This is a genomic window from Burkholderia sp. MSHR3999 (genome assembly GCF_000833595.1).
In the GTDB taxonomy this organism is placed as follows: domain Bacteria; phylum Pseudomonadota; class Gammaproteobacteria; order Burkholderiales; family Burkholderiaceae; genus Burkholderia; species Burkholderia ubonensis.
In genome coordinates this window covers 1,968,845-1,990,831 of record NZ_JRFO01000001.1, presented here as the reverse complement: position 1 = coordinate 1,990,831, position 21,987 = coordinate 1,968,845, and the positions used below count along the sequence as shown (strand labels likewise).

The 21,987-nt window shown below is 67.9% G+C and carries 26 protein-coding genes and 1 pseudogene; 15 read left to right on the top strand and 12 right to left on the bottom strand.

The window, feature by feature from the left end:
* Nucleotides 1-9: 9 nt before the first annotated feature.
* The 3 genes and pseudogenes from KY49_RS09240 to KY49_RS09230 all read right to left on the bottom strand — a co-directional run bounded on the left by KY49_RS09240 (nucleotide 10) and on the right by KY49_RS09230 (nucleotide 1,724).
* A complete protein-coding gene (locus KY49_RS09240; protein ID WP_231636360.1) occupies nucleotides 10-462 on the bottom strand; it encodes a nuclear transport factor 2 family protein in 453 nt (150 codons plus the stop codon).
* 29 nt (nucleotides 463-491) lie between these two features.
* Nucleotides 492-872: pseudogene (locus tag KY49_RS09235) on the bottom strand (SDR family NAD(P)-dependent oxidoreductase); the annotation flags it as partial.
* Between the two features lie 51 nt (nucleotides 873-923).
* Nucleotides 924-1,724: an SDR family NAD(P)-dependent oxidoreductase gene (locus tag KY49_RS09230; RefSeq protein WP_042584272.1), complete on the bottom strand. Its 801-nt coding sequence runs from the start codon at nucleotides 1,722-1,724 to the stop codon at nucleotides 924-926.
* A gap of 135 nt (nucleotides 1,725-1,859) precedes the next feature.
* On the opposite strand from KY49_RS09230, the gene KY49_RS09225 reads away from it, so the two are divergent.
* Nucleotides 1,860-2,807 carry a GlxA family transcriptional regulator gene (locus KY49_RS09225; protein ID WP_042584271.1) on the top strand — a complete coding sequence of 316 codons (948 nt, stop codon included), beginning with the start codon at nucleotides 1,860-1,862 and terminating at the stop codon, nucleotides 2,805-2,807.
* Nucleotides 2,808-2,882: 75 nt separating this feature from the next.
* Here KY49_RS09225 and KY49_RS09220 read toward each other — a convergent pair whose 3' ends face one another.
* Entirely contained in the window at nucleotides 2,883-3,404 is a 522-nt protein-coding gene (locus tag KY49_RS09220; RefSeq protein ID WP_231636359.1) for a helix-turn-helix transcriptional regulator, read from the bottom strand.
* A 47-nt stretch (nucleotides 3,405-3,451) separates the two neighbouring features.
* On the opposite strand from KY49_RS09220, the gene KY49_RS38460 reads away from it, so the two are divergent.
* The 4 genes from KY49_RS38460 to ldcA all read left to right on the top strand — a co-directional run bounded on the left by KY49_RS38460 (nucleotide 3,452) and on the right by ldcA (nucleotide 5,803).
* Nucleotides 3,452-3,583 (top strand): DUF4148 domain-containing protein, encoded by a 132-nt coding sequence (locus KY49_RS38460; RefSeq protein WP_231636358.1) that lies wholly within the window; start codon nucleotides 3,452-3,454, stop codon nucleotides 3,581-3,583.
* 250 nt (nucleotides 3,584-3,833) lie between these two features.
* Complete coding sequence (locus tag KY49_RS09210) at nucleotides 3,834-4,238, top strand: DnaJ family domain-containing protein (RefSeq protein WP_042584270.1); 405 nt, start codon at nucleotides 3,834-3,836, stop codon at nucleotides 4,236-4,238.
* Complete coding sequence (tadA, locus tag KY49_RS09205) at nucleotides 4,235-4,810, top strand: tRNA adenosine(34) deaminase TadA (protein ID WP_042584269.1); 576 nt, start codon at nucleotides 4,235-4,237, stop codon at nucleotides 4,808-4,810. The genes KY49_RS09210 and tadA overlap by 4 nt, the downstream gene beginning before the upstream one ends.
* A gap of 54 nt (nucleotides 4,811-4,864) precedes the next feature.
* Complete coding sequence (gene ldcA / locus KY49_RS09200) at nucleotides 4,865-5,803, top strand: muramoyltetrapeptide carboxypeptidase (RefSeq protein ID WP_042584268.1); 939 nt, start codon at nucleotides 4,865-4,867, stop codon at nucleotides 5,801-5,803.
* Between the two features lie 67 nt (nucleotides 5,804-5,870).
* Here ldcA and KY49_RS37020 read toward each other — a convergent pair whose 3' ends face one another.
* Nucleotides 5,871-6,074 (bottom strand): hypothetical protein, encoded by a 204-nt coding sequence (locus KY49_RS37020; protein WP_143136269.1) that lies wholly within the window; start codon nucleotides 6,072-6,074, stop codon nucleotides 5,871-5,873.
* 36 nt (nucleotides 6,075-6,110) lie between these two features.
* Here KY49_RS37020 and KY49_RS09195 point away from each other — a divergent pair, with 36 nt between their 5' ends.
* The 8 genes from KY49_RS09195 (at nucleotide 6,111) to KY49_RS09160 (ending at nucleotide 13,152) form a co-directional block, all read left to right on the top strand.
* Entirely contained in the window at nucleotides 6,111-6,818 is a 708-nt protein-coding gene (locus tag KY49_RS09195) for a GntR family transcriptional regulator (protein WP_042584267.1), read from the top strand.
* Nucleotides 6,819-6,969: 151 nt separating this feature from the next.
* A complete protein-coding gene (locus KY49_RS09190; protein ID WP_042584639.1) occupies nucleotides 6,970-8,454 on the top strand; it encodes an NCS1 family nucleobase:cation symporter-1 in 1,485 nt (494 codons plus the stop codon).
* A gap of 10 nt (nucleotides 8,455-8,464) precedes the next feature.
* Entirely contained in the window at nucleotides 8,465-9,271 is an 807-nt protein-coding gene (locus KY49_RS09185) for an aspartate/glutamate racemase family protein (protein ID WP_042584266.1), read from the top strand.
* Nucleotides 9,272-9,439: 168 nt separating this feature from the next.
* Nucleotides 9,440-10,393: an allantoinase PuuE gene (gene puuE / locus KY49_RS09180; protein ID WP_042584265.1), complete on the top strand. Its 954-nt coding sequence runs from the start codon at nucleotides 9,440-9,442 to the stop codon at nucleotides 10,391-10,393.
* Nucleotides 10,390-10,911, top strand: a complete 522-nt coding sequence (uraD, locus tag KY49_RS09175) for a 2-oxo-4-hydroxy-4-carboxy-5-ureidoimidazoline decarboxylase (protein ID WP_042584264.1) — start codon at nucleotides 10,390-10,392, stop codon at nucleotides 10,909-10,911. Before puuE ends, uraD begins: the two co-directional genes overlap by 4 nt.
* Nucleotides 10,912-10,971: 60 nt before the next feature.
* On the top strand, nucleotides 10,972-11,985 hold the full coding sequence (gene alc / locus KY49_RS09170; RefSeq protein WP_042584263.1) for an allantoicase: 1,014 nt from the start codon (nucleotides 10,972-10,974) through the stop codon (nucleotides 11,983-11,985).
* Nucleotides 11,982-12,494, top strand: coding sequence for an ureidoglycolate lyase (locus KY49_RS09165; RefSeq protein ID WP_042584262.1), 513 nt, complete (start codon nucleotides 11,982-11,984; stop codon nucleotides 12,492-12,494). The genes alc and KY49_RS09165 overlap by 4 nt, the downstream gene beginning before the upstream one ends.
* Before the next feature lie 247 nt (nucleotides 12,495-12,741).
* Complete coding sequence (locus KY49_RS09160; protein WP_042584261.1) at nucleotides 12,742-13,152, top strand: ACT domain-containing protein; 411 nt, start codon at nucleotides 12,742-12,744, stop codon at nucleotides 13,150-13,152.
* Between the two features lie 91 nt (nucleotides 13,153-13,243).
* Here the strand turns inward: KY49_RS09160 and KY49_RS09155 are convergent, their stop codons facing one another.
* Both KY49_RS09155 and uraH read right to left on the bottom strand, forming a co-directional pair.
* The gene (locus tag KY49_RS09155) at nucleotides 13,244-14,437 is read right to left on the bottom strand and encodes a urate hydroxylase PuuD (protein WP_042584260.1); all 1,194 of its coding nucleotides are present in this window, start codon (nucleotides 14,435-14,437) and stop codon (nucleotides 13,244-13,246) included.
* A 52-nt stretch (nucleotides 14,438-14,489) separates the two neighbouring features.
* Nucleotides 14,490-14,843, bottom strand: a complete 354-nt coding sequence (uraH, locus tag KY49_RS09150; RefSeq protein ID WP_010092108.1) for a hydroxyisourate hydrolase — start codon at nucleotides 14,841-14,843, stop codon at nucleotides 14,490-14,492.
* Between the two features lie 527 nt (nucleotides 14,844-15,370).
* On the opposite strand from uraH, the gene KY49_RS09145 reads away from it, so the two are divergent.
* Nucleotides 15,371-16,789, top strand: a complete 1,419-nt coding sequence (locus tag KY49_RS09145; protein WP_042584259.1) for an 8-oxoguanine deaminase — start codon at nucleotides 15,371-15,373, stop codon at nucleotides 16,787-16,789.
* 71 nt (nucleotides 16,790-16,860) lie between these two features.
* Here the strand turns inward: KY49_RS09145 and KY49_RS09140 are convergent, their stop codons facing one another.
* Complete coding sequence (locus KY49_RS09140) at nucleotides 16,861-17,790, bottom strand: LysR substrate-binding domain-containing protein (RefSeq protein WP_010092110.1); 930 nt, start codon at nucleotides 17,788-17,790, stop codon at nucleotides 16,861-16,863.
* Nucleotides 17,791-17,995: 205 nt separating this feature from the next.
* A complete protein-coding gene (locus tag KY49_RS09135) occupies nucleotides 17,996-18,205 on the bottom strand; it encodes a dodecin (RefSeq protein WP_042584258.1) in 210 nt (69 codons plus the stop codon).
* A 135-nt stretch (nucleotides 18,206-18,340) separates the two neighbouring features.
* On the opposite strand from KY49_RS09135, the gene KY49_RS09130 reads away from it, so the two are divergent.
* Nucleotides 18,341-19,231 (top strand): NAD(P)-dependent oxidoreductase, encoded by an 891-nt coding sequence (locus KY49_RS09130; RefSeq protein WP_042584257.1) that lies wholly within the window; start codon nucleotides 18,341-18,343, stop codon nucleotides 19,229-19,231.
* 61 nt (nucleotides 19,232-19,292) lie between these two features.
* On the opposite strand, the gene KY49_RS09125 is transcribed toward KY49_RS09130, so the two are convergent.
* From KY49_RS09125 to KY49_RS09115, 3 genes are all read right to left on the bottom strand, one after another.
* A complete protein-coding gene (locus tag KY49_RS09125; RefSeq protein ID WP_060244710.1) occupies nucleotides 19,293-19,739 on the bottom strand; it encodes a hypothetical protein in 447 nt (148 codons plus the stop codon).
* Between the two features lie 336 nt (nucleotides 19,740-20,075).
* Nucleotides 20,076-20,513 carry a large conductance mechanosensitive channel protein MscL gene (gene mscL / locus KY49_RS09120; protein ID WP_042584255.1) on the bottom strand — a complete coding sequence of 146 codons (438 nt, stop codon included), beginning with the start codon at nucleotides 20,511-20,513 and terminating at the stop codon, nucleotides 20,076-20,078.
* 226 nt (nucleotides 20,514-20,739) lie between these two features.
* Nucleotides 20,740-21,948, bottom strand: coding sequence for a tetratricopeptide repeat protein (locus KY49_RS09115; protein WP_042584254.1), 1,209 nt, complete (start codon nucleotides 21,946-21,948; stop codon nucleotides 20,740-20,742).
* Between the last annotated feature and the right edge of the window lie 39 nt (nucleotides 21,949-21,987).

Sequence of the window (21,987 nt, the reverse complement as noted above, 5' to 3'; positions counted from 1 at the left end):
TGGCGCGCGTCACCGCTCGCCCGCAAATGTGTCCCCAAACATCGGATACCCGCCGGCGGATTCGCCGCGCGTTGCCTCGTCCTGCAACACGTCCCAATGCTCGACGAGCTTGCCGTCCTCGATCCGCAGGATGTCGACGCCGATCAGCGCGGCCGGGCCCGCCGAGCTGGTGTAGCGACTGTGCACCCAGACGAAGTCGTCCTTGGCGATCACCCGGTCGTATTCGAAACGCAGATCGCCAAGCGTGCGGACCAGGCCGAACAGCCCGTCGCGTCCGGCGGGAACATGCCGGCTGTGCTGGACATACGAGTCGGACCAGAACTGCGCGGCCTTCGCGTAGTCCTTGCGGTTGAACAGTGTGTCGAGTGCGTCGAGGACGAGCGCTGTGTTCTTCTCTTCAAGCGTTGCAGTCATGATGTGAGCTCCGGTGACGTCAGCCGCCGTGCCGCGCGCGACCGTCATGCGACAGGAATCGGGTTGTCGACGATGAGCCGGTTGAATTGCTCGACGAACGCGGCGCTCACGCGCACGGGGCCGAGCAGGTTCGTGTCGACGAGACGGCGGGCCTGGTCGTCGTCGAACGGGCCGCCGGCGTCGTCGAACGGCATGACGTCCGCGTTGTTGATCACGACGTTCAAGGCCGGATAACGTTCGATCAACTGCGCGGCGACCTCCTGAATCCGCGCGGCGTCGCCGATGTCGAGCTCGACGGTGTCGATGCCGGGATTCAGCTTCGCGATCTCGTCGAGCAACGCCTTGCGCCGACCTGCAACGATGACCTTGTTGCCGCGCTGACTGAAGGCTCCCGCCAGCGCGCGACCGATGCCCGACGTGCCGCCGGTGATGAAGATGGTGTTTCCGCTGAGTTTCATGATCAGAATTCCTTATCGAACGGGATCGACGACAGGCTCGAAATGTCGGACTTACCGCGCCGTCGCGTAACGCGGTGCAGGCGTGTCGGTCGACAGATGCGGGGCCATCGTTCGCCGCGCGGCTTCATAGGCGTCCCACTCTTCGCCGGCATGCAGCGACGGGATCGTCACGAGTTCGCGACGGTCGAAGCCCGTCAACGCGGCGTCGACCATGTCGGCGGCCGACATGACGATGGCCTTGGGCAGGTGCTCGAGCGGGAGGCCGCCGGTCTCCCAGAAATCGGTGGCGGTCGCGCCGGGCAGCACCGCTTGCACCTGCACGCCCTTGTCGGCGAGCTCGTGATGCAGCGACTGGCTGAACGCGAGCACGAACGCCTTGCTGCCGCCGTAGACGCCGTTGAGCGTTTCCGGCGAGATCGCGACGATCGACGAGATGTTGATCACGGCGCCCTTGCCGCGCGCGACGAAACCCGGGACGGCCGCATACGTGAGGCGGGTGAGGGCGGTGACGTTCAGGTCGATCAGCCGCGTCATCGCGTCGACGTCGCTGTCGATGAGCGGCGTATGCGTGCCCACGCCCGCGTTGTTGACCAGCAGCGTGATGCTGGCATCCTGCTTCAGCTTCGCTTCGACGCCGGCGAGCTCGGCGCGGTCGTTGAGGTCCGCGGCGATGATCTCGACGCTGCGGCGTGTGTCGTTCGTGATGCGCTCGGCGAGGGCCGCCAGCCGGTCGCGGTTGCGCGCGACCAGGATCAGGTCGTAGCCGCGGCGCGCCAGCCGGTCGGCGTAGATTGCGCCGATGCCCGTCGACGCGCCGGTCACGACAGCCGTACCTTGATGTGCTTGAGCCATGATGTCACTCCGTTTCGTAGGGGGAGGGGAAATGCGTGAGTCCATTCTGGCTTCGATCCGGTGCGACGGAAATGACGTATATGGGTATGATTCAGGACATGGCGTGGCAGCGTCGACCGACACTGGAGAACGGACATGCACCGGATCGGCTTTCTGATCAGCGACGGTTTTCAGATCATGGCGCTCGCGTCGCAATCGGTGTTCGAGTACGCGAACATGGTGGCGGGCGAGGCGTTCTACGCGCTCGAGAACTTCTCCGCAGACGGCGGCGAGGTGCGCTCGTCGCTCGGCATGGCGGTGGGCACGCGGTCGTTGCGCGGGAAGATCGACGTGGACACGTGGATCGTCGCCGGGGTCAATGATCCGCTCGAATCGCCGGCCCCGGAGAAGCTGCTGGCGTACCTGCGCCGCGCGGGCCATCGCGCGAGGCGCATCGCGGGGATCTGCACCGGCGCATTCGTGCTCGCGGAGGCGGGCCTGCTGGCGCAGCGGCGCGCGACGACGCATTGGGCGTTCGGGCGCGACATGCAGAAGCGCTTTCCCGACATCCGCGTCGAGGACGACCGGATCTATATCGTCGACGGTCCGATCTGGACGTCCGCCGGCATGACGGCCGGCCTCGACCTCGCGCTCGCGATGGTGGAAAAGGATCTGGGGCCGGAGGCGGCCCGTTCGGTCGCGCACAAGCTGGTCATGCACCAGCGGCGGGCAGGTGGCCAGTCTCAGCACTCCGAAATGCTGGAGCTCGCGCCGAAATCGGACCGCATCCAGAATGCGCTTAACTATGCGCGCCGGAATCTGGGCCGCTCGCTGACGGTGGAGGAACTCGCAGAGACGGTTCACCTGAGCCCGCGCCAGTTCAGCCGTGTGTTCACGCTCGAAACCGGACAGTCTCCGGCCAAGGCCATCGAAAGGCTGCGGCTGGAGGCCGCGCGGCTGATGATCGAACAGAGCCGGCATCCGCTCGACGTCATCGCGAGGGAGACCGGCTTTCGCGATCGCCGTCACATGCGCGAAGCCTTCGTGCGCGGGTTCGGCCTGCCGCCGCAGGCCGTCCGCCGAGATTCGCGCCTGAACGACTGAAGATTCTTCCGGACCGGCGTGCGCGGGTTTCGATAGCTCCGCCGTTTCCGAAGGATCGCCCGATGCCGGCGGCGGCTACCCCAGCGCGCCGAGACGAAACACGCTGCGCAGCTCGTCGTGGTTGTGGACGTCGAGCTTGCGATAGATCTTGCGGACGTGATCGACGACCGTGCTGTCGCGCAATGCGAGACAGCGCGCGATCTCGCAGTGCGAGCGGCCGAGCACGAGTTGCGTGCAGAGTTCGCGCTGGCGTTCGGTGAGGCCGAGCCGGAAGCCGAGCCGCTCGATCTCCAGTTCGAGCGGCGGGAAGTGCTCGATGTAGATCACGATCGCGAATTTGCGTCGCATCGCGCCGGCGTCGGCGAAGCGATACGCCTTGAAGCGGAAGCGGCCCGCGGTGGTGCAGCGCTCCAGCGTGGCGGGCGGCGCGGGGGGGCCTCGCCAGATCCGGCTGACGTTCGTCAGCAGCGGCGCGAGCCAGTCCGGCACGCGGTCGTCGCGGTAGAACGCGAGCGGCTCGCCGGTCGCAAGCGCCGGCATCCGGATGCTGGCCGCGTTGTGCAGCAGGACTCGCCCGGGCGCAGGAGGGAAGCGCACCGGCGTCGCCGTCCGACGCCGCGGTCAGCGCGACGGCAGTGGGCAGCATGCCCGCCGCCGGTACGCAGGCGGGCAGCCCGGCCGGCCTGACCCGGGCGCAGGTCAAGCAGGAACTGCTGCGCGCGCAGAAGTTGGGTGAACTGGAACGCCTGAACCAGCTTTACGAGGGCGGTCAATAGCCAACGGCGCGACCGTCGGGCGGCGCAGGTGGTCGCGTCTATCGGCTGCGCAGACTGGGCAACGCGCGGCGATGCGGTGCGATTATGCGATGCCGCACGCCGCGCATCGTCATAAAAAGGGGGAAGAACGGCGCACGCGCCGGCCCAGCACAATCCCGTCGCCGACGCAATATCGAGCATTCTCTCGAAGGGCCTGTCATACGCGCGTCACCCTGCTAGAATTCGGCTGCCGCATTGTTTCGATTGACCAATGAGATTGCTTGACGCCCTGGTCGAACAGCGTATTGCCGCCGCCGCCGCGCGGGGCGCGTTCGACGATTTGCCGGGTACCGGCGCGCCACAGGCGCTGGACGACGACCTGCTCGTACCCGAGGAGGTGCGGGTGGCCAACCGTATCCTGAAGAATGCGGGCTTCGTGCCGCCAGCCGTCGAGCAATTGCGCGCGCTGCGCAATCTGCAGGACGAACTGCGCGCGGTCAGCGACCGCGCGGCGCGTTGCCAACTGCAGGCGAAGATGCTGGCGCTCGACATGGCGCTCGAATCGCTGCGCGGCGGCCCGATGACGGTGCCCCGCGAATACTGCCGCCGCATCGCCGAACGCCTGTGCGAGCGCGGGCTCGACGACGACGGGCCTGCGCAAGCGGGGCCGATGTGACGCCCGACGTGCTGCCGGGCGTGCCTGCCGAACCCGCGACCGATTCTCCCGAGCCCGCCGCCGCGCCGGTGTCGGCGCGCGACACGCATTTCATGCGGCTCGCGCAGGCCGCCGCCGAAGAGGCGCGTGCGGCCGGCGAAGTGCCGGTGGGCGCGGTGCTGGTGCGCGGCGACGAAGTGATCGCGCGCGGCTTCAATCACCCGATCGGCGGACACGACCCGTCGGCCCATGCCGAAATGGCCGCGCTGCGGATGGCGGCCCAGCATCTGCAGAACTACCGGATGCCCGGCTGCGAGCTGTACGTGACACTTGAGCCGTGCCTGATGTGCGCGGGCGCGATCATGCACGCGCGGATCGCGCGCGTCGTGTACGGCGCGGCGGACCCGAAGACGGGCGCATGCGGCAGCGTGATCGACGCGTTCGCGAATCCGCAGCTCAATCACCACACCGAAGTCGTCGGCGGCGTGCTGGCCGACGAGTGCGGCGCGGCGCTGAAGTCGTTCTTCGCCGAGCGCCGCCGCGCACTGCGCGAGGCGCGCATCGCTCGCGACCTGGCGTCCGGCACGTCGTGAACCCGGCGCGGTTCGGGCCCTCTAAGCTGGTTTGATCACCGACACGTCTCGCCCATGTCCGCTTCGTCCACTGCATCCTATTCGATCCGCCTGCTGGCGCCGTCCGGCTATCCGCACGATCCCGACGCGATCAATCGCGCGCTCGAGCGCCTGAGCAATGCGAAGCACCGCATCGAGAACATCGAGGCGACGCAGCGGCGCTACCAGCGTTTCGGCGGCACCGACGGCGAACGGGCGGGGGACCTGAACCGGCTCGCCGATCCCGCGCGGCCGCTGCCCGACATCGGGCTCGCGGTGCGCGGCGGCTACGGCGCCGCGCGCATCCTGCACGGGCTCGACTATCGGGGGCTCGAGCACCGGCTGCGCGACCGGCCGATCGCGCTGGTCGGTCACAGCGATTTCACCGCGATCCAGCTCGCGCTGTATGCAAAGGCACGGATCAAGACGTTCGGCGGCCCGATGCTGTCGGCCGACTTCGGCGCGCAGACGTCCAGCGACTTCACGATGAGCCACTTCTGGCGGACGATCACGCAGCCGTCCACGACGATCGTGGCCGATGCGCCGCAGGCGCAGAGCGTCAACGTGTCCGGCACGCTGTGGGGCGGCAACCTCGCGATCCTCACGTCGCTCGTCGGCACGCCGTACATGCCCGATATCGAGGGCGGCATTCTGTTCATCGAGGACGTCAACGAGCAGCCGTTCCGCATCGAGCGGATGATCTACCAGCTGCACCTGTCGGGGCTGCTCGCGCGCCAGCAGGCGCTCGTGCTCGGCCAGTTCACCGGCGCGCGGCCGTTCGAATACGACAATGGCTACGACATGCAGGCGATGATCGAGCAGGTGCGCGCGGTGATCGGCATTCCGGTCGTCACGGGGCTGCAGTTCGGTCACGTGCCGGACCTGGTGACGCTGCCGTTCGGCGCACGGGCGCAGCTCGTCGCGAACGCGCACGGCTTCCGGCTCACACTGTCGGACTATCCGCATCTCGGCTGATGCCGGGACGCACGATCGAAAGGGCGGGTCTTCCGCCTTTTTCTTTATGCTGTCGCGCAACTAACGATCAAGTATTCGAGCCTCGCGCAATACGGTGCCGCTTCCGTCGTGCACCAGTTTTGTCAACAAAATATCCCGCCCCAATACGGACGAGGATCGCTGCAATGGGCGATTCAGGCTTGTCCTGCATGGATTTTGCGCGCGTTGCACCATGCTGGTTCGCCGCGATGCGCGCCGATTGTGCAAAATCGATGAAAAGAATTGTTGACAATCTTTATGTCCGTTCTACGATGAGGACCATCAGACGATGCAGATCATGAACGAGCCCGAATCCGTCCCGTCCGGCGCGCCCGGACCCGAAGCGATCGCCGAGCGTATCCGGACGGCGATCCTCGAGCACCGGCTCGCGCCCGGCGCGAAGCTGACCGAGGCGCAGCTGTGCGACGTGTTCGGCGTCAAGCGCGGGGCGATCCGCCAGGCGCTCGCGCTGCTCGCGACCGACCGGCTGGTCGACCTGGAGCCGAATCGCGGCGCGTTCGTCGCGAGCCCGACGCTGCAGGACGTGCACGAGGTGTTCGAGATGCGCCGGATCATCGAGCTGGCGGTGGTCGAACGGCTCGCGACCGGGCCGGGCGCGAAACGCCTGAAGGGCGTCGCGGCGCTGATCGACAAGGAGCGCAAGGCGTTCGAGCGGCGCGACGTCCCGGCGTGGATCCGCCTGTCGGGCGAGTTCCATACGGCGCTCGCCGCGCTGATGGGCAATGCGACGCTCAGCGCGTGCCTCGACGGCCTCGTCGCGCGCTCGACGCTGATGTCGGCGCTGTACGAATCGCACGGGCGCAGCCCGTGTTCGTTCGACGATCACGGCGCGATCCTCGTCGCGCTGGAAGCGGGGGACGCGAAGCGCGCGGCGGAACTGATGGCGCACCACCTGCAGCACGTCGAGTTGAAAATGCTGGACCGGCCCGCGCCTGGGGCGGTCGATTTGCGCGAAGTGTTCGGCGGCGCCGCGTAAGCGGCGACGGAACCCTGCTTGCGCACCCACTGAACTGAAGCAATGCCGGCACGCGGCAAGCGCCGCGGCCGCAGGTCCGACCCCGGGACGACGGCCCGGGGCGATTTCGACGACGATGAAGCGGCCGTGCGGCCGCGGTCAAGGAGAGGTCATGGCTCAGTTCAGTGTGGCGCACGACGGCGCATATCCGGCGGAGGGCGGCGGCGAAGGGAGCGGCCCGCCATTGCCGGGCGGTTTCAGCGAACGTCTGTATAACGAAGATTTGGCACCCCTTAAAAATCAGACATGGGGCTCGTACAACATCTTCGCATTCTGGATGTCGGACGTGCACAGCGTCGGCGGCTACGTGTTCGCGGGCAGCCTGTTCGCGCTCGGGCTGACGAGCTGGCAGGTGCTGATCGCGCTGATCGTCGGCATCGGCCTCGTCAACGTGCTGTGCAACCTGATCGCGCGGCCGAGCCAGCAGATCGGCGTGCCGTATCCGGTCGCGTGCCGCGCGACCTTCGGCGTGCTCGGCGCGAACGTGCCGGCCGTGATCCGCGGGCTGATCGCGATCGCGTGGTACGGGATCCAGACCTATCTCGCATCGAGCGCGCTCGTGATCGTCGTGCTGAAGTTCTTCCCGCAGTGGCTGCCGTATGCGGACGTGCATCGCTATGGCTTTCTCGGGCTGTCGGCGCTCGGCTGGGCGGGCTTCATGCTGTTGTGGGTGCTGCAGGCATTCGTGTTCTGGAACGGGATGGAGACGATCAAGAAGTTCATCGACTTCGCGGGCCCGGCCGTCTACGTCGTGATGTTCATCCTCGCCGGCTACATGGTGTGGCGCGCGGGCTGGCGCAACATCGGCATCAATCTCGGCGGCGTCAGGTATCACGGCGCCGAGGTGATCCCGGTGATGATCACCGCGATCTCGCTCGTCGTGTCGTACTTCTCCGGGCCGATGCTGAATTTCGGCGACTTCTCGCGCTATTGCCGCAGCTTCGGCGACGTGAAGCGCGGCAACTTCTGGGGCTTGCCGGTCAACTTCCTCGCGTTCTCGCTCGTCACGGTGATCACGACCGCCGCGACGCTGCCGGTGTTCGGCGAGCTGATCACCGATCCGGTCGAGACGGTCGGGCGCATCGATCATCCGACCGCGGTGATCCTCGGCGCGCTGACGTTCACGATCGCGACGATCGGCATCAACATCGTCGCGAACTTCGTGTCGCCCGCGTTCGACTTCTCGAACGTCGCGCCGCGGCTCATCAGCTGGCGCGCGGGCGGGATGCTCGCGGCGGTCGCGTCGATCTTCATCACGCCGTGGAACCTGTTCAACAACCCGGCCGTGATCCATTACACGCTCGACGTGCTCGGCGCGTTCATCGGCCCGCTGTACGGCGTGCTGATCGCCGACTTCTACCTCGTCAAGCGCGGCCGGCTCGTGCGCGACGACCTGTACACGATGTCCGAGCGCGGCGCGTACTGGTACACGGGCGGCGTCAATCGCCGCGCGCTCGCCGCGCTGCTGCCGGCCGCGCTGATCGCGATCGTCTGCGTGATGATGCCGGGCTGGCAGGGCGTCGCGAACTTCTCGTGGTTCATCGGCGCGGCGCTCGGGTTCGCGTTCTACCGACTGCTGGCGAACGGCAAGGCCTGAGGGGCGCGCGATGAAGATCAAGCTGATCAATCCGAACACGACGCGGCGGATGACCGACGCGATGGGCCGCTGCGCGCGCGAGGTCGCGGGCGCCGGCACCGCGGTGGTGGCGGTCAGCCCGCCGCTGGGCCCGCCGTCGATCGAAGGCTATTACGACGAGGCGCTCGCGACGCCCGGGCTGCTGGCCGAGATCGCGCAGGGCGAGCGCGACGGCTTCGACGCATACGTGATCGCATGCTTCGGCGATCCGGGGCTGTACGCGGCGCGCGAGCTCGCGCGCGGGCCCGTGATCGGCATCGCCGAGGCGGCGATGCATGCGGCGAGCGTGCTCGCGCCCGGCTTCTCGGTCGTCACGACGCTCGCGCGCACCTGCGGGATGGCGTGGCATCTCGCGGAGCGCTACGGGATGAAGCGGTTCTGCCGCAACGTGCGTGCGACCGACGTCGCGGTGCTCGAACTCGACCGGCCCGGCTCGGCCGCGCGCCGGATCATCGTCGACGAATGCCGGCGCGCGCTCGACGAGGACGGCGCCGACGCGATCGTGCTCGGCTGCGCGGGGATGGCCGAATTCGCGCACGAGATCGAGCAGCAGATCGGCGCGCCGGTGGTCGAAGGCGTCACGGCGGCGGTGAAATGGGCCGAGGCGCTCGTCGCGCTGCGGCTCGCGACCGCGAAGCGCGGCGACTACGCCCGCCCGCTGCCGAAGCGCTACGACGGCGAGTTCGCGCGCTTCAGCCCGCCGGGGGACGCGGCGGACCCGGCGCCGGGCCGGCCGGGCGCCGCCGCTTTGCCGCACCCGCACATACACACCGTCTGACACGCACTATCTGCGCCGCCGTATGGGCGCATATGGGCGTTTTCGCTACACTGGGCCATCGTTCGCATCGGCTCGCGGGGGCGCCGCGCAGCCGGTGCGAGCGCGGCGGCCCGCCGGCCGGGCCGATCGATACCCATCATTCAGCAAGCTTTCGTCGCACATCGAACCATGTCACTCGATCCCAACTATCCACGCGATCTGATCGGCTACGGCCGCCATCCGGTGCAGGCGAACTGGCCCGGGCGGGCGCGCATCGCGGTGCAGTTCGTGCTGAACTACGAAGAGGGCGGCGAGAACTGCGTGCTGCACGGCGACCCCGGCTCCGAGCAGTTCCTGTCGGAAATCGTCGGCGCGGCCGCGTATCCGGACCGCCACATGAGCATGGAGTCGATCTACGAATACGGATCGCGGGCCGGCGTGTGGCGCATCCTGCGCGAGTTCGAGAAGCGCGGCCTGCCGCTGACCGTGTTCGGCGTCGGCATGGCGATCGAGCGGCATCCGGAGCTCGCGCGCGCGTTCGTCGAGCTCGGCCATGAAATCGCGTGCCACGGCTGGCGCTGGATTCACTACCAGAACATGACGCCCGAGCTCGAGGCCGAGCACATGCGGCTCGGCATGGAGGCGATCGAGCGCGTGACCGGCGAGCGGCCGCTCGGCTGGTACACCGGCCGCGACAGCCCGAACACGCACCGGCTCGTCGCCGAATACGGCGGCTTCCTGTACGACTCGGACTACTACGGCGACGACCTGCCGTTCTGGATGGACGTCGCCGTGTCGGGCGGCGGCACGACGCCGCAGCTGATCGTCCCGTACACGCTCGACACCAACGACATGCGCTTCGCGACGCCGCAGGGCTTCAACACCGCGGATCACTTCTTCCATTACCTGCGCGACGCGTTCGACGTGCTGTACGAGGAGGGCGACGAGGCGCCGAAGATGCTGTCGATCGGCATGCACTGCCGGCTGCTCGGCCGGCCGGGCCGGTTCCGCGCGCTGCAGCGGTTCCTCGACCACATCGAGCAGCACGATCGCGTATGGGTGACGCGGCGTGTCGACATCGCGCGCCACTGGCGTGAACATCATCCGTATCAGCCCAATCAACGGAACGAAGGAAAGGCATGAAGGCGATGCGTTACACGTTGGAGCAACTGAACACGATGGCGCCGGGCGCATTCGTCGCGGCGCTGTCGGGGATCTTCGAGCATTCGCCGTGGGTCGCCGAGGCGGCCGCGGGCGCGCGGCCGTATGCGAGCATCGACGCGCTGCACGAGACGATGTCGGGCGCGGTGGAGGCGGCAGGCGAAGTGCGCCAGCTCGCGCTGATCAACGCGCACCCGGAACTCGCGGGCAAGGCCGCGGTGCGCGGCGAGCTGACCGCCGAATCGACGCGCGAGCAGAGCGGCGCGGGCCTCGACCAGTGCACGCAGGAAGAATTCGACAAGTTGCTGACGCTGAACCGCACCTATCGCGAGAAGTTCGGCTTCCCGTTCATCCTCGCGGTGCGCGGCTACGATCGGCACGGCGTCATCGCGAACTTCGAGTCGCGCGTGAATCATTCGCGCACCGAAGAATTGCGCGCGAGCCTCGACCAGATCTACCGGATCGCGCGCTTCCGGCTCCACGACCTGATCGACGCGTGACACCACAATACGGCCTGCTGCATCGCAGCGGCCGCTTCGCAATACTGACAAGGACACACCATGGCAATCCCGCTTCTCGACCCTGACGCACCCGATTTCACGCGGCGCTACGTGAATCTCGCCGACCCGCGTCTCGGTGCGCAGGCGCTCGAGGCCAGCGACGATTTCTTCGCGCCGAAGGAGCGCATGCTGAACCCGGAGCCGGCGGTGTTCATCCCCGGCAAGTACGACGACCACGGCAAGTGGATGGACGGCTGGGAAACGCGCCGCAAGCGCACGACCGGCTACGACTGGTGCATCGTCAAGCTCGCGCGCCCGGGCGTGATCAAGGGCTTCGACATCGACACGAGCCACTTCACCGGCAACTTCCCGCCGGCCGCGTCGATCGAGGCCGCGCACGTGGCCGACGGCGCGCCGACGCAGGCGACCGAGTGGGTCGAGATCGTGCCCGCGACGACGCTGCAGGGCAACAGCCACCACTACGTCGACGCGAGCGATGCGCGCGCGTTCACGCACCTGCGCGTGAACATCTACCCGGACGGCGGCATCGCGCGCCTGCGCGTGTACGGCCAGCCGCAGCTCGACTGGGCCGGCGCGAGCGCGACCGAGCTGTTCGATCTCGCCGCGACGGAAAACGGCGGCTACGTGGTCGCCGCGAACAACCAGCACTTCGGCCTCGCGTCGAACCTGCTGCTGCCGGGCCGCGGCGTGAACATGGGCGACGGCTGGGAAACCCGCCGCCGCCGCGAGCCGGGCAACGACTGGGCGATCATCGCGCTCGCGCAGCCGGGCGTGATCCGCAAGATCGAAGTCGACACCGCGTTCTTCAAGGGCAATTATCCGGACCGCTGCTCGATCCAGGCCGCGTACGTGACGGGCGGCACCGACAGCTCGCTGGTCACGCAGTCGATGTTCTGGCCGGTGCTGCTCGACGAGCAGAAGCTGCAGATGGACAAGCAGCACTATTTCGAACATGAGATCGCGTCGCTTGGGCCTGTCACGCACGTGCGCCTGAACATCATTCCGGACGGCGGCGTGTCGCGCCTGCGCCTCTTCGGGACGCTCGACAAATGAAGACGCTCATCATCGAACCACTGACCCGCGAAGCGTTCGCGCCGTTCGGCGACGTGATCGAGACGGAGGGCGCGAAGCAGATCCCGATCAACCTCGGCACGACGATCCGCTTTCACGATCTTGCGAAGGTCGATGTCGACGACGAGGGCGGTCGCACGCTCGTCAACCTGTTTCGCGGCCAGCCGCGCACGCTGCCGTTCGAGGTGAAGATGCTCGAGCGGCATCCGCTCGGCAGCCAGGCGTTCGTGCCGCTGAACGACAAGCCGTATCTCGTCGTCGTCGCGCCAGCGGGCGAGCTCGATCCGGCGCGGATCCGGGCGTTCGTGACGAGCGGCTGGCAGGGCGTCAACTATGCGAAGGGCGTGTGGCATCATCCGCTGATCGCGCTCGGCGACGTCAGCGATTTCATCGTCGTCGATCGCGGCGGGGATGGGCTGAACCTCAACGAGCAGGACCTGCAGGAATCGCTGTGGCTCACCGACGAGGCGCTGCACGCGCTGACGGCCTGAGTCGTCGCCGGCGTTTCTGCCGTCGTTTGTCGAAACCCGCGCAACTTGCGCGGGTTTTTTATGTGCCGCCGCTTCCGCGCGATTCAGGCCGCCAAGGCCTTGCGCGTGTCGCGTCGTGTATCCGGAGCGCAGGACGATCCGCGCATCGTCGCGTTACGCGACTGGCTCGCGGACGAAGTGGTCATGGCGCGTGCTATCGTGCCCGCATCGCCACGACCCGACGTCCGGTGCCGGACGTGTTCCTCCGATGAGCCAACCTGAAAACGACCTCGCAATCCTGCTGCGCACGATGCGACCTGAACTGCATCCTGGCGCATTCGCGTTCGTATCGCTGTCGACCGAAGCAGACGTATCGTTATCCGAAACGATCGCGACGTTCCGCGAAGCGGAAGGGCTGACAGTCGTGGTCGACGAGGCGGCAGCCGCGCGCCGCGGCTGGCCCGTGCTGTTTCGCGCCGCATGGATCACGCTGACCGTGCATTCCGATCTCGCGGCCGTCGGCCTCACCGCGGCATTCGCGCGGGCGCTCGGTGCGGCCGGCATCAGCTGCAACGTGATGGCCGCCGCGTATCACGATCACATCTTCGTGCCGTTCGACGACGGCCCGCGCGCGCTCGACGCGCTCGTCGCACTGCAGCGCGACGCGATGCGCGGCTAGCACACGACGCATTCGGAACACCCAAAGAAAACGGGCCCGTCACCGGGCCCGCGAACGGAGAGGACTGCGCCGGCAACCGGCGCATGGCGGCTTACTTGGCCGCGCCACCCTCGAACCAGGCGGCGAGCTTGGTGCGCTCGTCGTCGGTCATGTGCGTGACGTTGCCGATCGGCATCGCCTTCAGGCGCACGGCCTGTTCGTAGATGCGCTGCGCGTTCTTCGACACTTCGTCCGGCGTGTCGAACATCACGCCGGCGGGCGCGCTGCCCATCAGCGTCGGCTTCGACGAGTGGCACTCGATGCAGCGCTGCTGCAGGATCGGCATGATGTCGTTGATCGCGATCTTCGGCGCGTTCGCGGCCTGGGCTTCCGGCGCGACGGGCTTCGGCATCGTCCACACCAGCGCGCCCGACAGCAGTGCGACACCGCCGATCGGCAGGTACCACAGCTGCTTGCCGCGGTGACGCATCACGAAGAACTGGCGGATCAGCGCGCCGGCCAGCATGATCAGCACGAGCACGACCCAGTTGAACCTGTTCGTGTACGTCATCGCGTAGTGGTTCGACAGCATCGCGAACACGACGGGCAGCGTGAAGTACGTGTTGTGCACCGAGCGCTGCTTGCCGCGCTTGCCGTAGATCGGGTTCGGCTCCTCGCCCTTGAGCATCTTGTCGACCATCTTGCGCTGGCCGGGGATGATCACGAAGAACACGTTCGCCGACATGATCGTCGCGAGCATCGCGCCGACGATCAGGTACGCGGCGCGGCCCGCGAAGATGTGGCACGCGAGGTACGCGGCGGCGACGACGTAGATGCCGACGCAGATGCCGAGCACGCGGTCGTTGGTGCCGAGGATGCGGCACAGCGAGTCGTAGACGATCCAGCCGGCCGCGAGGAAGCCGAGCGCGGACGCGACGGCGACCACCGGGCCCATGTCGAGCACGCTCTTGTCGATCAGGTACGTGTTCGGCGCGAGCAGGTACAGCACGAAGAACAGCGAGAAGCCCGACAGCCAGGTCGTGTACGACGGCCACTTCGACCAGTGCAGGTCATCCGGCATTTCCGGCGGGGCGACCGTGTATTTCTGCATGTTGTAGAAACCGCCGCCGTGGACGTGCCACAGCTCGCCGAACACGCCGCGCTTGCGCTGGTTCGGGTCGGTCGGCGGCTTCAGGCTGTTGTCGAGCGCGACGAAGTAGAACGACTCGCCGATCCACGCAATGGCGACGATGACGTGCAGCCATCGCAGCGCGAGGTTCAGCCAGTCGGTGATGAAGCCTTCCATGAAACTCCTCCAGACTCAGATCGTTGTCTTGTTGCGGACGGCCGATACGGTGTCAGCTGCCGCGATAGGTGCTGTACGACCACGGCGACACGAGCAGCGGCACGTGGTAGTGCGCGCCCGGGTCGGCGATGCCGAAACGCAGCACGACGCGATCGACGAAACGGGGTTCGGGCACCTTCACGCCGAGCGACGCGAAGTAGTCGCCGGCATGGAACACGAGTTCGTATTCGCCGGCGGCGAGCGCGTCGCCTTCGAGCAGCGGCGCGTCGCAGCGGCCGTCGCTATTGGTCAGCACGGTCTTGATCGCACGGCGCGATTCGCCGTCCAGCGCGTAGAGGTCCACCTTGAGCGCAGCGCCGGGACGACCGTGCGCCGTATCGAGTACGTGGGTAGTGAGCTTTCCCATTCGCAATTTTCCTTGTGTGAATGCGAGGTTCGGCGGCGACTCGATCCAATGAACGTGCGGCGGATCGAGGCTCCACGTCACGTGGCTACATACCCGTCGGCGAGTTGAAACGAGCGCCGTGCAGGCATTTTAAGAAGGTTCGCCATGCAAAACCGCGAGCGATAGCAAAGATAATGCGCCGCGCATGAACGGCTGTCGACGGCGCGAAAAACCGCCATTCCAGCGCCGCTTCAACGCCGTCCCGCCCGCGGCCGGACGCCCCCGCGCACCGGCTGCGCGCGTACCATATCGGAACCGTAAACCCGGGTATTCGGGATCGCGCATTGTGTGCCGCACGCGCATGCGCGATCCTCCCGCCGTGCGCGTCGGCTCCGGCCGGCGCGCACCCCGAAGACGGCGAGCACGCCGGGTAACCGGGCCATGGCGTTCGAACGGACGCGGGCACCGGGCGTGCCGCGAATCAGCGTTCGAACGGCTTTGTGACCGCCCACAGGAACCGCCCTGGGGCAGACCGACGCGGAGAACGCATGAACCTCGAGCAGCACTCCGGCGCGCCCGCCCGCGCGCCGCACGATTCCCCATCCCGCCCGAAGACCCTGCTGGTCAAGCACGCCGACGTGCTGGCGACCATGGACGGCGCGCGCCGCGAGCTGCGCGACGCGGGGCTCTACATCGAAGACAACCGGATCGTCGCGGTCGGCCCGAGCGCCGAGCTGCCCGACACGGCCGACGAGGTGCTCGACCTGCGCGGGCATCTCGTGATCCCGGGGCTCGTGAACACGCACCACCACATGTACCAGAGCCTGACGCGCGCGATTCCGGCCGCGCAGAACGCCGAGCTGTTCGGCTGGCTCACGAACCTGTACCGGATCTGGGCGCACCTGACGCCGGAGATGATCGAGGTGTCGACGCTGACCGCGATGGCCGAGCTGCTGCAGTCCGGCTGCACGACGTCGAGCGATCATCTGTACATCTATCCGAACGGCAGCCGGCTCGACGACAGCATCGCGGCCGCGCAGCGGATCGGCATGCGCTTTCACGCAAGCCGCGGCGCGATGAGCGTCGGCCAGCGCGATGGCGGCCTGCCGCCCGATTCGGTCGTCGAGCGCGAGCCGGACATCCTGCGCGACGCGCAGCGGCTGATCGAGACCTACCACGACGACGGGCGCTACGCGATGCTGCGGGTGGTCGTCGCGCCGTGCTCGCCGTTCTCGGTGAGCCGCGAGCTGATGCGCGACGCCGCCGTGCTCGCGCGCGAGCATGGGGTGTCGCTGCACACGCACCTCGCGGAAAACGTCAACGACGTCGCGTACAGCCGCGAGAAGTTCGGGATGACGCCGGCCGAATACGCGGAGGATCTCGGCTGGGTCGGGCGTGACGTATGGCACGCGCACTGCGTGCAGCTCGACGATGCCGGCATCGGCCTGTTCGCGCGCACGGGCACGGGCGTCGCGCACTGTCCGTGCTCGAACATGCGGCTCGCGTCGGGCATCGCGCCGGTGAAGAAGATGCGGCTCGCGGGCGTGCCGGTCGGGCTCGGGGTCGACGGTTCGGCGTCCAACGACGGCGCGCAGATGGTCGCGGAAGTGCGCCAGGCGCTGCTGCTGCAGCGCGTCGGCTTCGGGCCGGATGCGATGACCGCGCGCGAGGCGCTCGAAATCGCGACGCTGGGCGGCGCGAAGGTGCTGAACCGCGACGACATCGGCGCGCTCGCGCCGGGGATGGCGGCCGACTTCGCCGCGTTCGACCTGCGCCAGCCGCAGTTCGCGGGCGCGCTGCACGATCCGGTCGCGGCGCTGGTGTTCTGCGCGCCGTCGCAGGCGGCGTATACGGTCGTGAACGGCAGGGTCGTCGTGCGAGAAGGACGCCTGGCGACGCTCGACCTGCCGCCCGTCATCGCGCGCCACAACGCGCTCGCGCAGGCGCTCGTCGACGCGTCGCGCTGACGCCGCGGCTAGCCGCCGCCACGCGCCGTCATGGTGCGCGGCGGCGGGCCGGCGGCAGCGCGCGCGTGCCGTTACGCCTCGATCAGCGTGCGGGTGGCCTCGGCGACGAGGCCGCGCAGCCAGCGCACTTCGTCGGAGTAATGGCAGCGCTCGTGCCAGAGCTGGTAGTACTGCATCGGCGGGAAGTCGAGCGGCGCCGGCACGACCGACAGCGGCAGGAACTTCGCGTAGTGATCGGCGAACAGGCGCGTCGTCGTGAAGATCAGGTCGGACTTCACGAGCACGTACGGCGCGAGGTTGAAGTACGGCAGCGTGACGACCACGTGGCGCTTCAGCCGCTCGCGCGCGAGGTGCACGTCGATCGCGCCGCGCTGGCCGACCGAGTAGGGCGTCGGCGCGAGATGCGGTGCGTTCAGGTACTGGTCGAGCGTGAGGCCGCCGCGCTTCGCGAACGGATGCGTATTGCTCATCAGGCAGACGATCTCGTCGACGAACAGGTTCGACAGGTGCAGTTGCTCCGGCGGCTCCGGCCAGTTGCCGACCACGATGTCGAGCTTGCCGTCCTCGAGCGCGAGCTCGTAGTCGAACGCGGGGCCGAGCGAGTGGAACTCGAGCGTCGCGTTCGGCGCGGCCTGGCGGAAGCGCTCGACGACGGTCGGCACGAACAGCACGTTCAGGTAGTCGGGGCAGCCGATCCGGTAGCAGCGGATCGACGTCGCCGGATCGAAGCTGTGCTGCTGGAACTTGATCCGCTCGATCTCGCGCAGCGCGTTCTGCACGGGCTCCAGCAGGCGCAGCCCGTATTCGGTCGGCACCATGCCGGACTTGCCGCGCACGAGCAGCGGGTCGCCGGTGATGTCGCGCAGGCGCCGCAGCGCCGCGCTGATCGCCGGTTGCGACTGGTTCAGTTTGACGGCCGCGCGCGTGACGCTGCGCTCCATCAACAGGGTGTGCAAGACGCGCAAGAGGTACGTGTCGATCGCCTCGCGTTGCTGACTCATGATTTCTCCGTTTATATGCCCGGGCTGATCGAGAGGTGGATGGGGTATATGGTTTTTAATATGAACGAAAAAGAGCGTCAAGCAATGGATACCCGCACGGGGCCGCCGGCACGGCAGCGACCGCGGCAGGCGCGGGGCGCATGAAGGGCGCGGATGCGCGGGTGCGCATCCGGGGTGGCATGGTGCGTGATGCGGCTGGCTCGCGTCAGTCGTCGATGCGCAGTCCGACTTTCAGCGTCACCTGCCAGTGAATCACCTGGTTGCCTTCGATGTGGCCGCGCGTCTCGGTCACCTGGAACCAGTGCAGGTTGTGCAGCGTCGCCGCGGCTTTCGCGATGGCATTGCGGATCGCGTCGTCGCTCGATTCCCGCGACGAGCCGGTCAGTTCGATCAGCTTATAAATGTGGTCGCTCATGATGCGCTCCCTGTCGTGTCGGGTTCCGCCGCGGGCGCAGCGCACAAGCGCCGCCACGTGCGGAATGCGTCCGGCTTCTTGAGTGATAGGTATGATGGGCGGCAAGTTCAACCCATATCGGAGACGAGGCGTATCGTGGAAGTCGGATTTTGCGGACCGGGACTGATGGGCGCGCCGATGATTCGGCATCTGCTGGCGGCGGGCCACCGCGTCGGCGTGTGGAATCGCACGCGCGCGAAATCGGAGGCGCTCGCGGCCGACGGCGCGCGGGTCGTCGACACGCCGCGCGCGCTGGCGGAGCAGGTCGAAACGGTGCTGATGTGCGTGCTGGACGCGCGCGCGGTCGGCGACGTCGTGTTCGGCCCGGACGGCCTGTTGTCCGGCGACGCGGCGGCGCGCCGCGTGCGGCGCATCGTCGACCACTCGAGCATTCCGCCCGGCGTGACGCGCGATTATGCGAAGCGCGCGGCGGACCTCGGCGTCGGCTGGGTCGACGCGCCGGTGTCGGGCGGCGTGCCCGGCGCGCAGGCCGGCACGCTCGCGGTGATGGCGGGCGGCCGCGCGGAGGATCTCGACGCGGTGCGGCCGCTGATCGATGCGTACGCCGCGCGCATCACGCACATGGGCGACGCGGGCGCGGGCCAGACCGCGAAGCTGTGCAACCAGGCGATCGTCACCGCGACCGTCACCGCGATCGCCGAGGCGGTGGGTCTCGCGCAGGCGAGCGGCATCGACGCCGCGCGCCTCGCGCAAGCGCTTGCCGGCGGCTGGGCGGATTCGGTACTGCTGCAGACGTTCGTGCCGCGCATGACTTCGAGTGGCCATTCGCCGATCGGCGCGCTCGGCACGTTTCAGAAGGACGTCGACACGATTGCCGATGCGGCGCGCGACACGGGCGCGGTGATGCCGGTGTCGGCCACCGTGCAGCAGGTGCTGCGGCTCGGCGCGGCGATGGGGCTCGCCGACGCGGACTTCGCCGCGTTCATCGATATCGTCAGGCCGGGGAACGGGCGCCGAGAGGCATGACTGCGACGCGCGAATGACAGATGGGCCGCCCGAAGGCGGCCCATCGAAAACCGGCGCTGAATCAGCCGAGCGAGCGGGGCGTCGTATCCCCGGCGTTCTGTCGCCCGAGCCCGCTGCGCAGGCTCGCTTTCGTGCCCGCGCCAAATTCGGGCAGGATGCGCACGCGGGCGCGGCTCGCGAACACGAGGAAGCCGAAGCCGTTGGATTCGTACCAGTAGCCGCCGTTTTCGAGGCCGTCGAGCGGCTGTTCCAGCGCGTTGGCGATCGACTCGATGCAGCGCTTGCGCAACTCGGCGATTGCCGGGTACGGCGGCTGTGCGCCGCGCACGCTGCACAGGAGCACGTCCAGGCCGGGAAGCACATGCGCGTACAGCACCGGTTCGTCCTGCGCGCGGGCGCGCGCGATCTTGGTGTCGAGCTGGGCGAACGGTTTCGAGTGGCGCAATACCGCGAGGAACGATTCCTGGCCATCCTGCTGCGCGCGTCGACGTTTCTTCGGGAAGGACATAAACACTCGCCTCAAAAACAATTGCAAGAAATGCGGCATTTTCATGCGACCCACTCCCGGCTATGTACGCCGCATGTCGATCCTTTATAGCACACGAAAATGCTGCGCTCGTGCAGTGCGACGATCGATGTCTCCCGTCGACCTGCTCGCCACGATCGACACAGTCAGCGCTTGGCGCCTGTACTGTCGTTTAGTCTCCATGATAGACCCGGTTTCCCGGCGCGTGCATCCGCTCGTCACAAAAAAATGCGAGGCGCCGGCGCCGCGTCCCGCATGGCGCGCACCAACAAAAAGGCCCGCACGCGGCGGGCCTGGCTGACGGCGGCGGGCGGTGGCTCAGCGCTGCTTGAGCGAATCGCGGATCTCGCGCAGCAGCACGATGTCTTCCGGCGTCGCGGCCGGCGCGGCTTCCGCTTCCACGGGCTTGCGCAGCTTGTTGATGAATTTCACCATCAGGAAAATGATGAACGCGAGGATGATGAAGTTGATCAGCACGGTGATGAACGAGCCGTAGCCGAACGTCGCGACGCCCGCGGCCTGAAGGTCCTTGAACGAATCGGGATTACCCTTGAACGACGGCGGGATCGTGCCGAGCAGTACGAACTTGTTCGAGAAATCCAGGCCGCCCGTCAGGACGCCGATGACCGGCATGATCAGGTCCTTCACGATCGAGTCGACGATCTTCGAGAACGCGCCGCCGATGATCACGCCGACGGCGAGATCCATCACGTTGCCCTTGACGGCGAACTCCTTGAATTCCTTGATGATGCTCATGAGCGGCTTTCTCCTGGTTGGGGCAAAGGAAGGCGTGCCGCGACGCGTTGCGTCGAATTCAGGGTCGGTGGCACGCCGATGGCCGCATGATAGCGAACGTGCCCCATTGCCGATAGCCCATCTTGAAATGATTGACAAATCGGCGCCGCGAGCGGGTTGCGGCATTGCGGAGCCCGCTCGCGCGGGACGCCGGCGCGCGATGCGGCGGCGCCCCGGGTCGTGACGATCAGGTGTCCGTCCAGCCGTCGTCGTTGCTGCCGAGATCGACGCCGCCGCTGCCGCCGCTGCTGCCGTCGTCCCAGTTCGTATCGTCGCCGCGGCCGAGGTCGAAGCCCGGATCGGCTTCGCGCCGGCGGTGCTCGTCGTCGACGATCACCTCGCGTTCGATCACGCGGTCGCGGCCGCCGGACATCGCCTGGCCGAGCAGCACGCCGGTCAGGAGTCCGCCCATGCCGCCACCGAAGCCGCCGCCGCCTTGCTGGATCACGACGGGCGGTTGCTGCTGCGGCGGGTATTGCGACGGGTAGGGGGGCGGAACCTGCTGCGGCGGGTACGGCTGGCCCTGCGCGCCGCTCAGGCGGTCCGCTTCCTGCGCGAACACCGAGCCGCTGCCGCCGGCCGGCGCGCTCGCCGGCGCGGCCGGATCGGGCCGGCCTTCGACACGCGCCTTCGCGCTCGCGTGGCGTTTCTCGAGCTCGTCGACGCGGTACGGCGGCACCGGGTTCTTGCCGTTCGACAGCGCCTCGACGAGTTCGCGCGCGTCGGTCTCGATCCCCTCGAGCTCGCTCGTCAGCGCGGCGGCGCCGGGCGCCGTCGACAGGCGCGCGTCGAGCTTGAGCGGGCGGATGTCGTTGAGCACGTCGGTCGCGCGCTTCAACTGCGCGCGGCGTTCGTCGTCGGCGCGCGTGTCGCCGGCCGAGCGCGCGCGCCGCAGCGTCCAGCGCAGCACCAGCGCGATCACCGCGACGATCAGGCCAAGGCCGATCCACATGCCGACCGACGGCCCGTGCTTTTCGGCGGGCGCCGCGGCGGGCGCGAGCGACGACTGCAGCGTGCCGCTCCGGGCGCTTGCCGACGGCGCGTTGCTCATGGCCGGCGCGTTGCTCACGCGGCCGGCGTCCGCGCGGATGCGCGCTTCCGTCTGCGCGAAGCGCGAAGGATCGGTGAACCGCAACTGCGGATCGAGCGTCTTCGCGCGTTGCAGCTGCGCGAGCGCGTCGGACGCGCGGCCTTCGCGATCGAGCACCTGGGCATACAGGTAGTGCGCGTGGGCGTTGTTCGGATGCGCGTCGATGACTTGCGACAGCTGCGTGTCGGCGCGCTGCCAGTCGCGCTGCGCGATCGACTGTTCGACCTGCTGCAGCGACGGTACCGCAAACGCGGCGGTCGACAGCGCCAGCAGCGCGAAGCCGAGAGCGGCGAGGGATTTCTTCATGATCGAACCGGGCGCGCGCGCCCGTCTCCTTGCGATCGA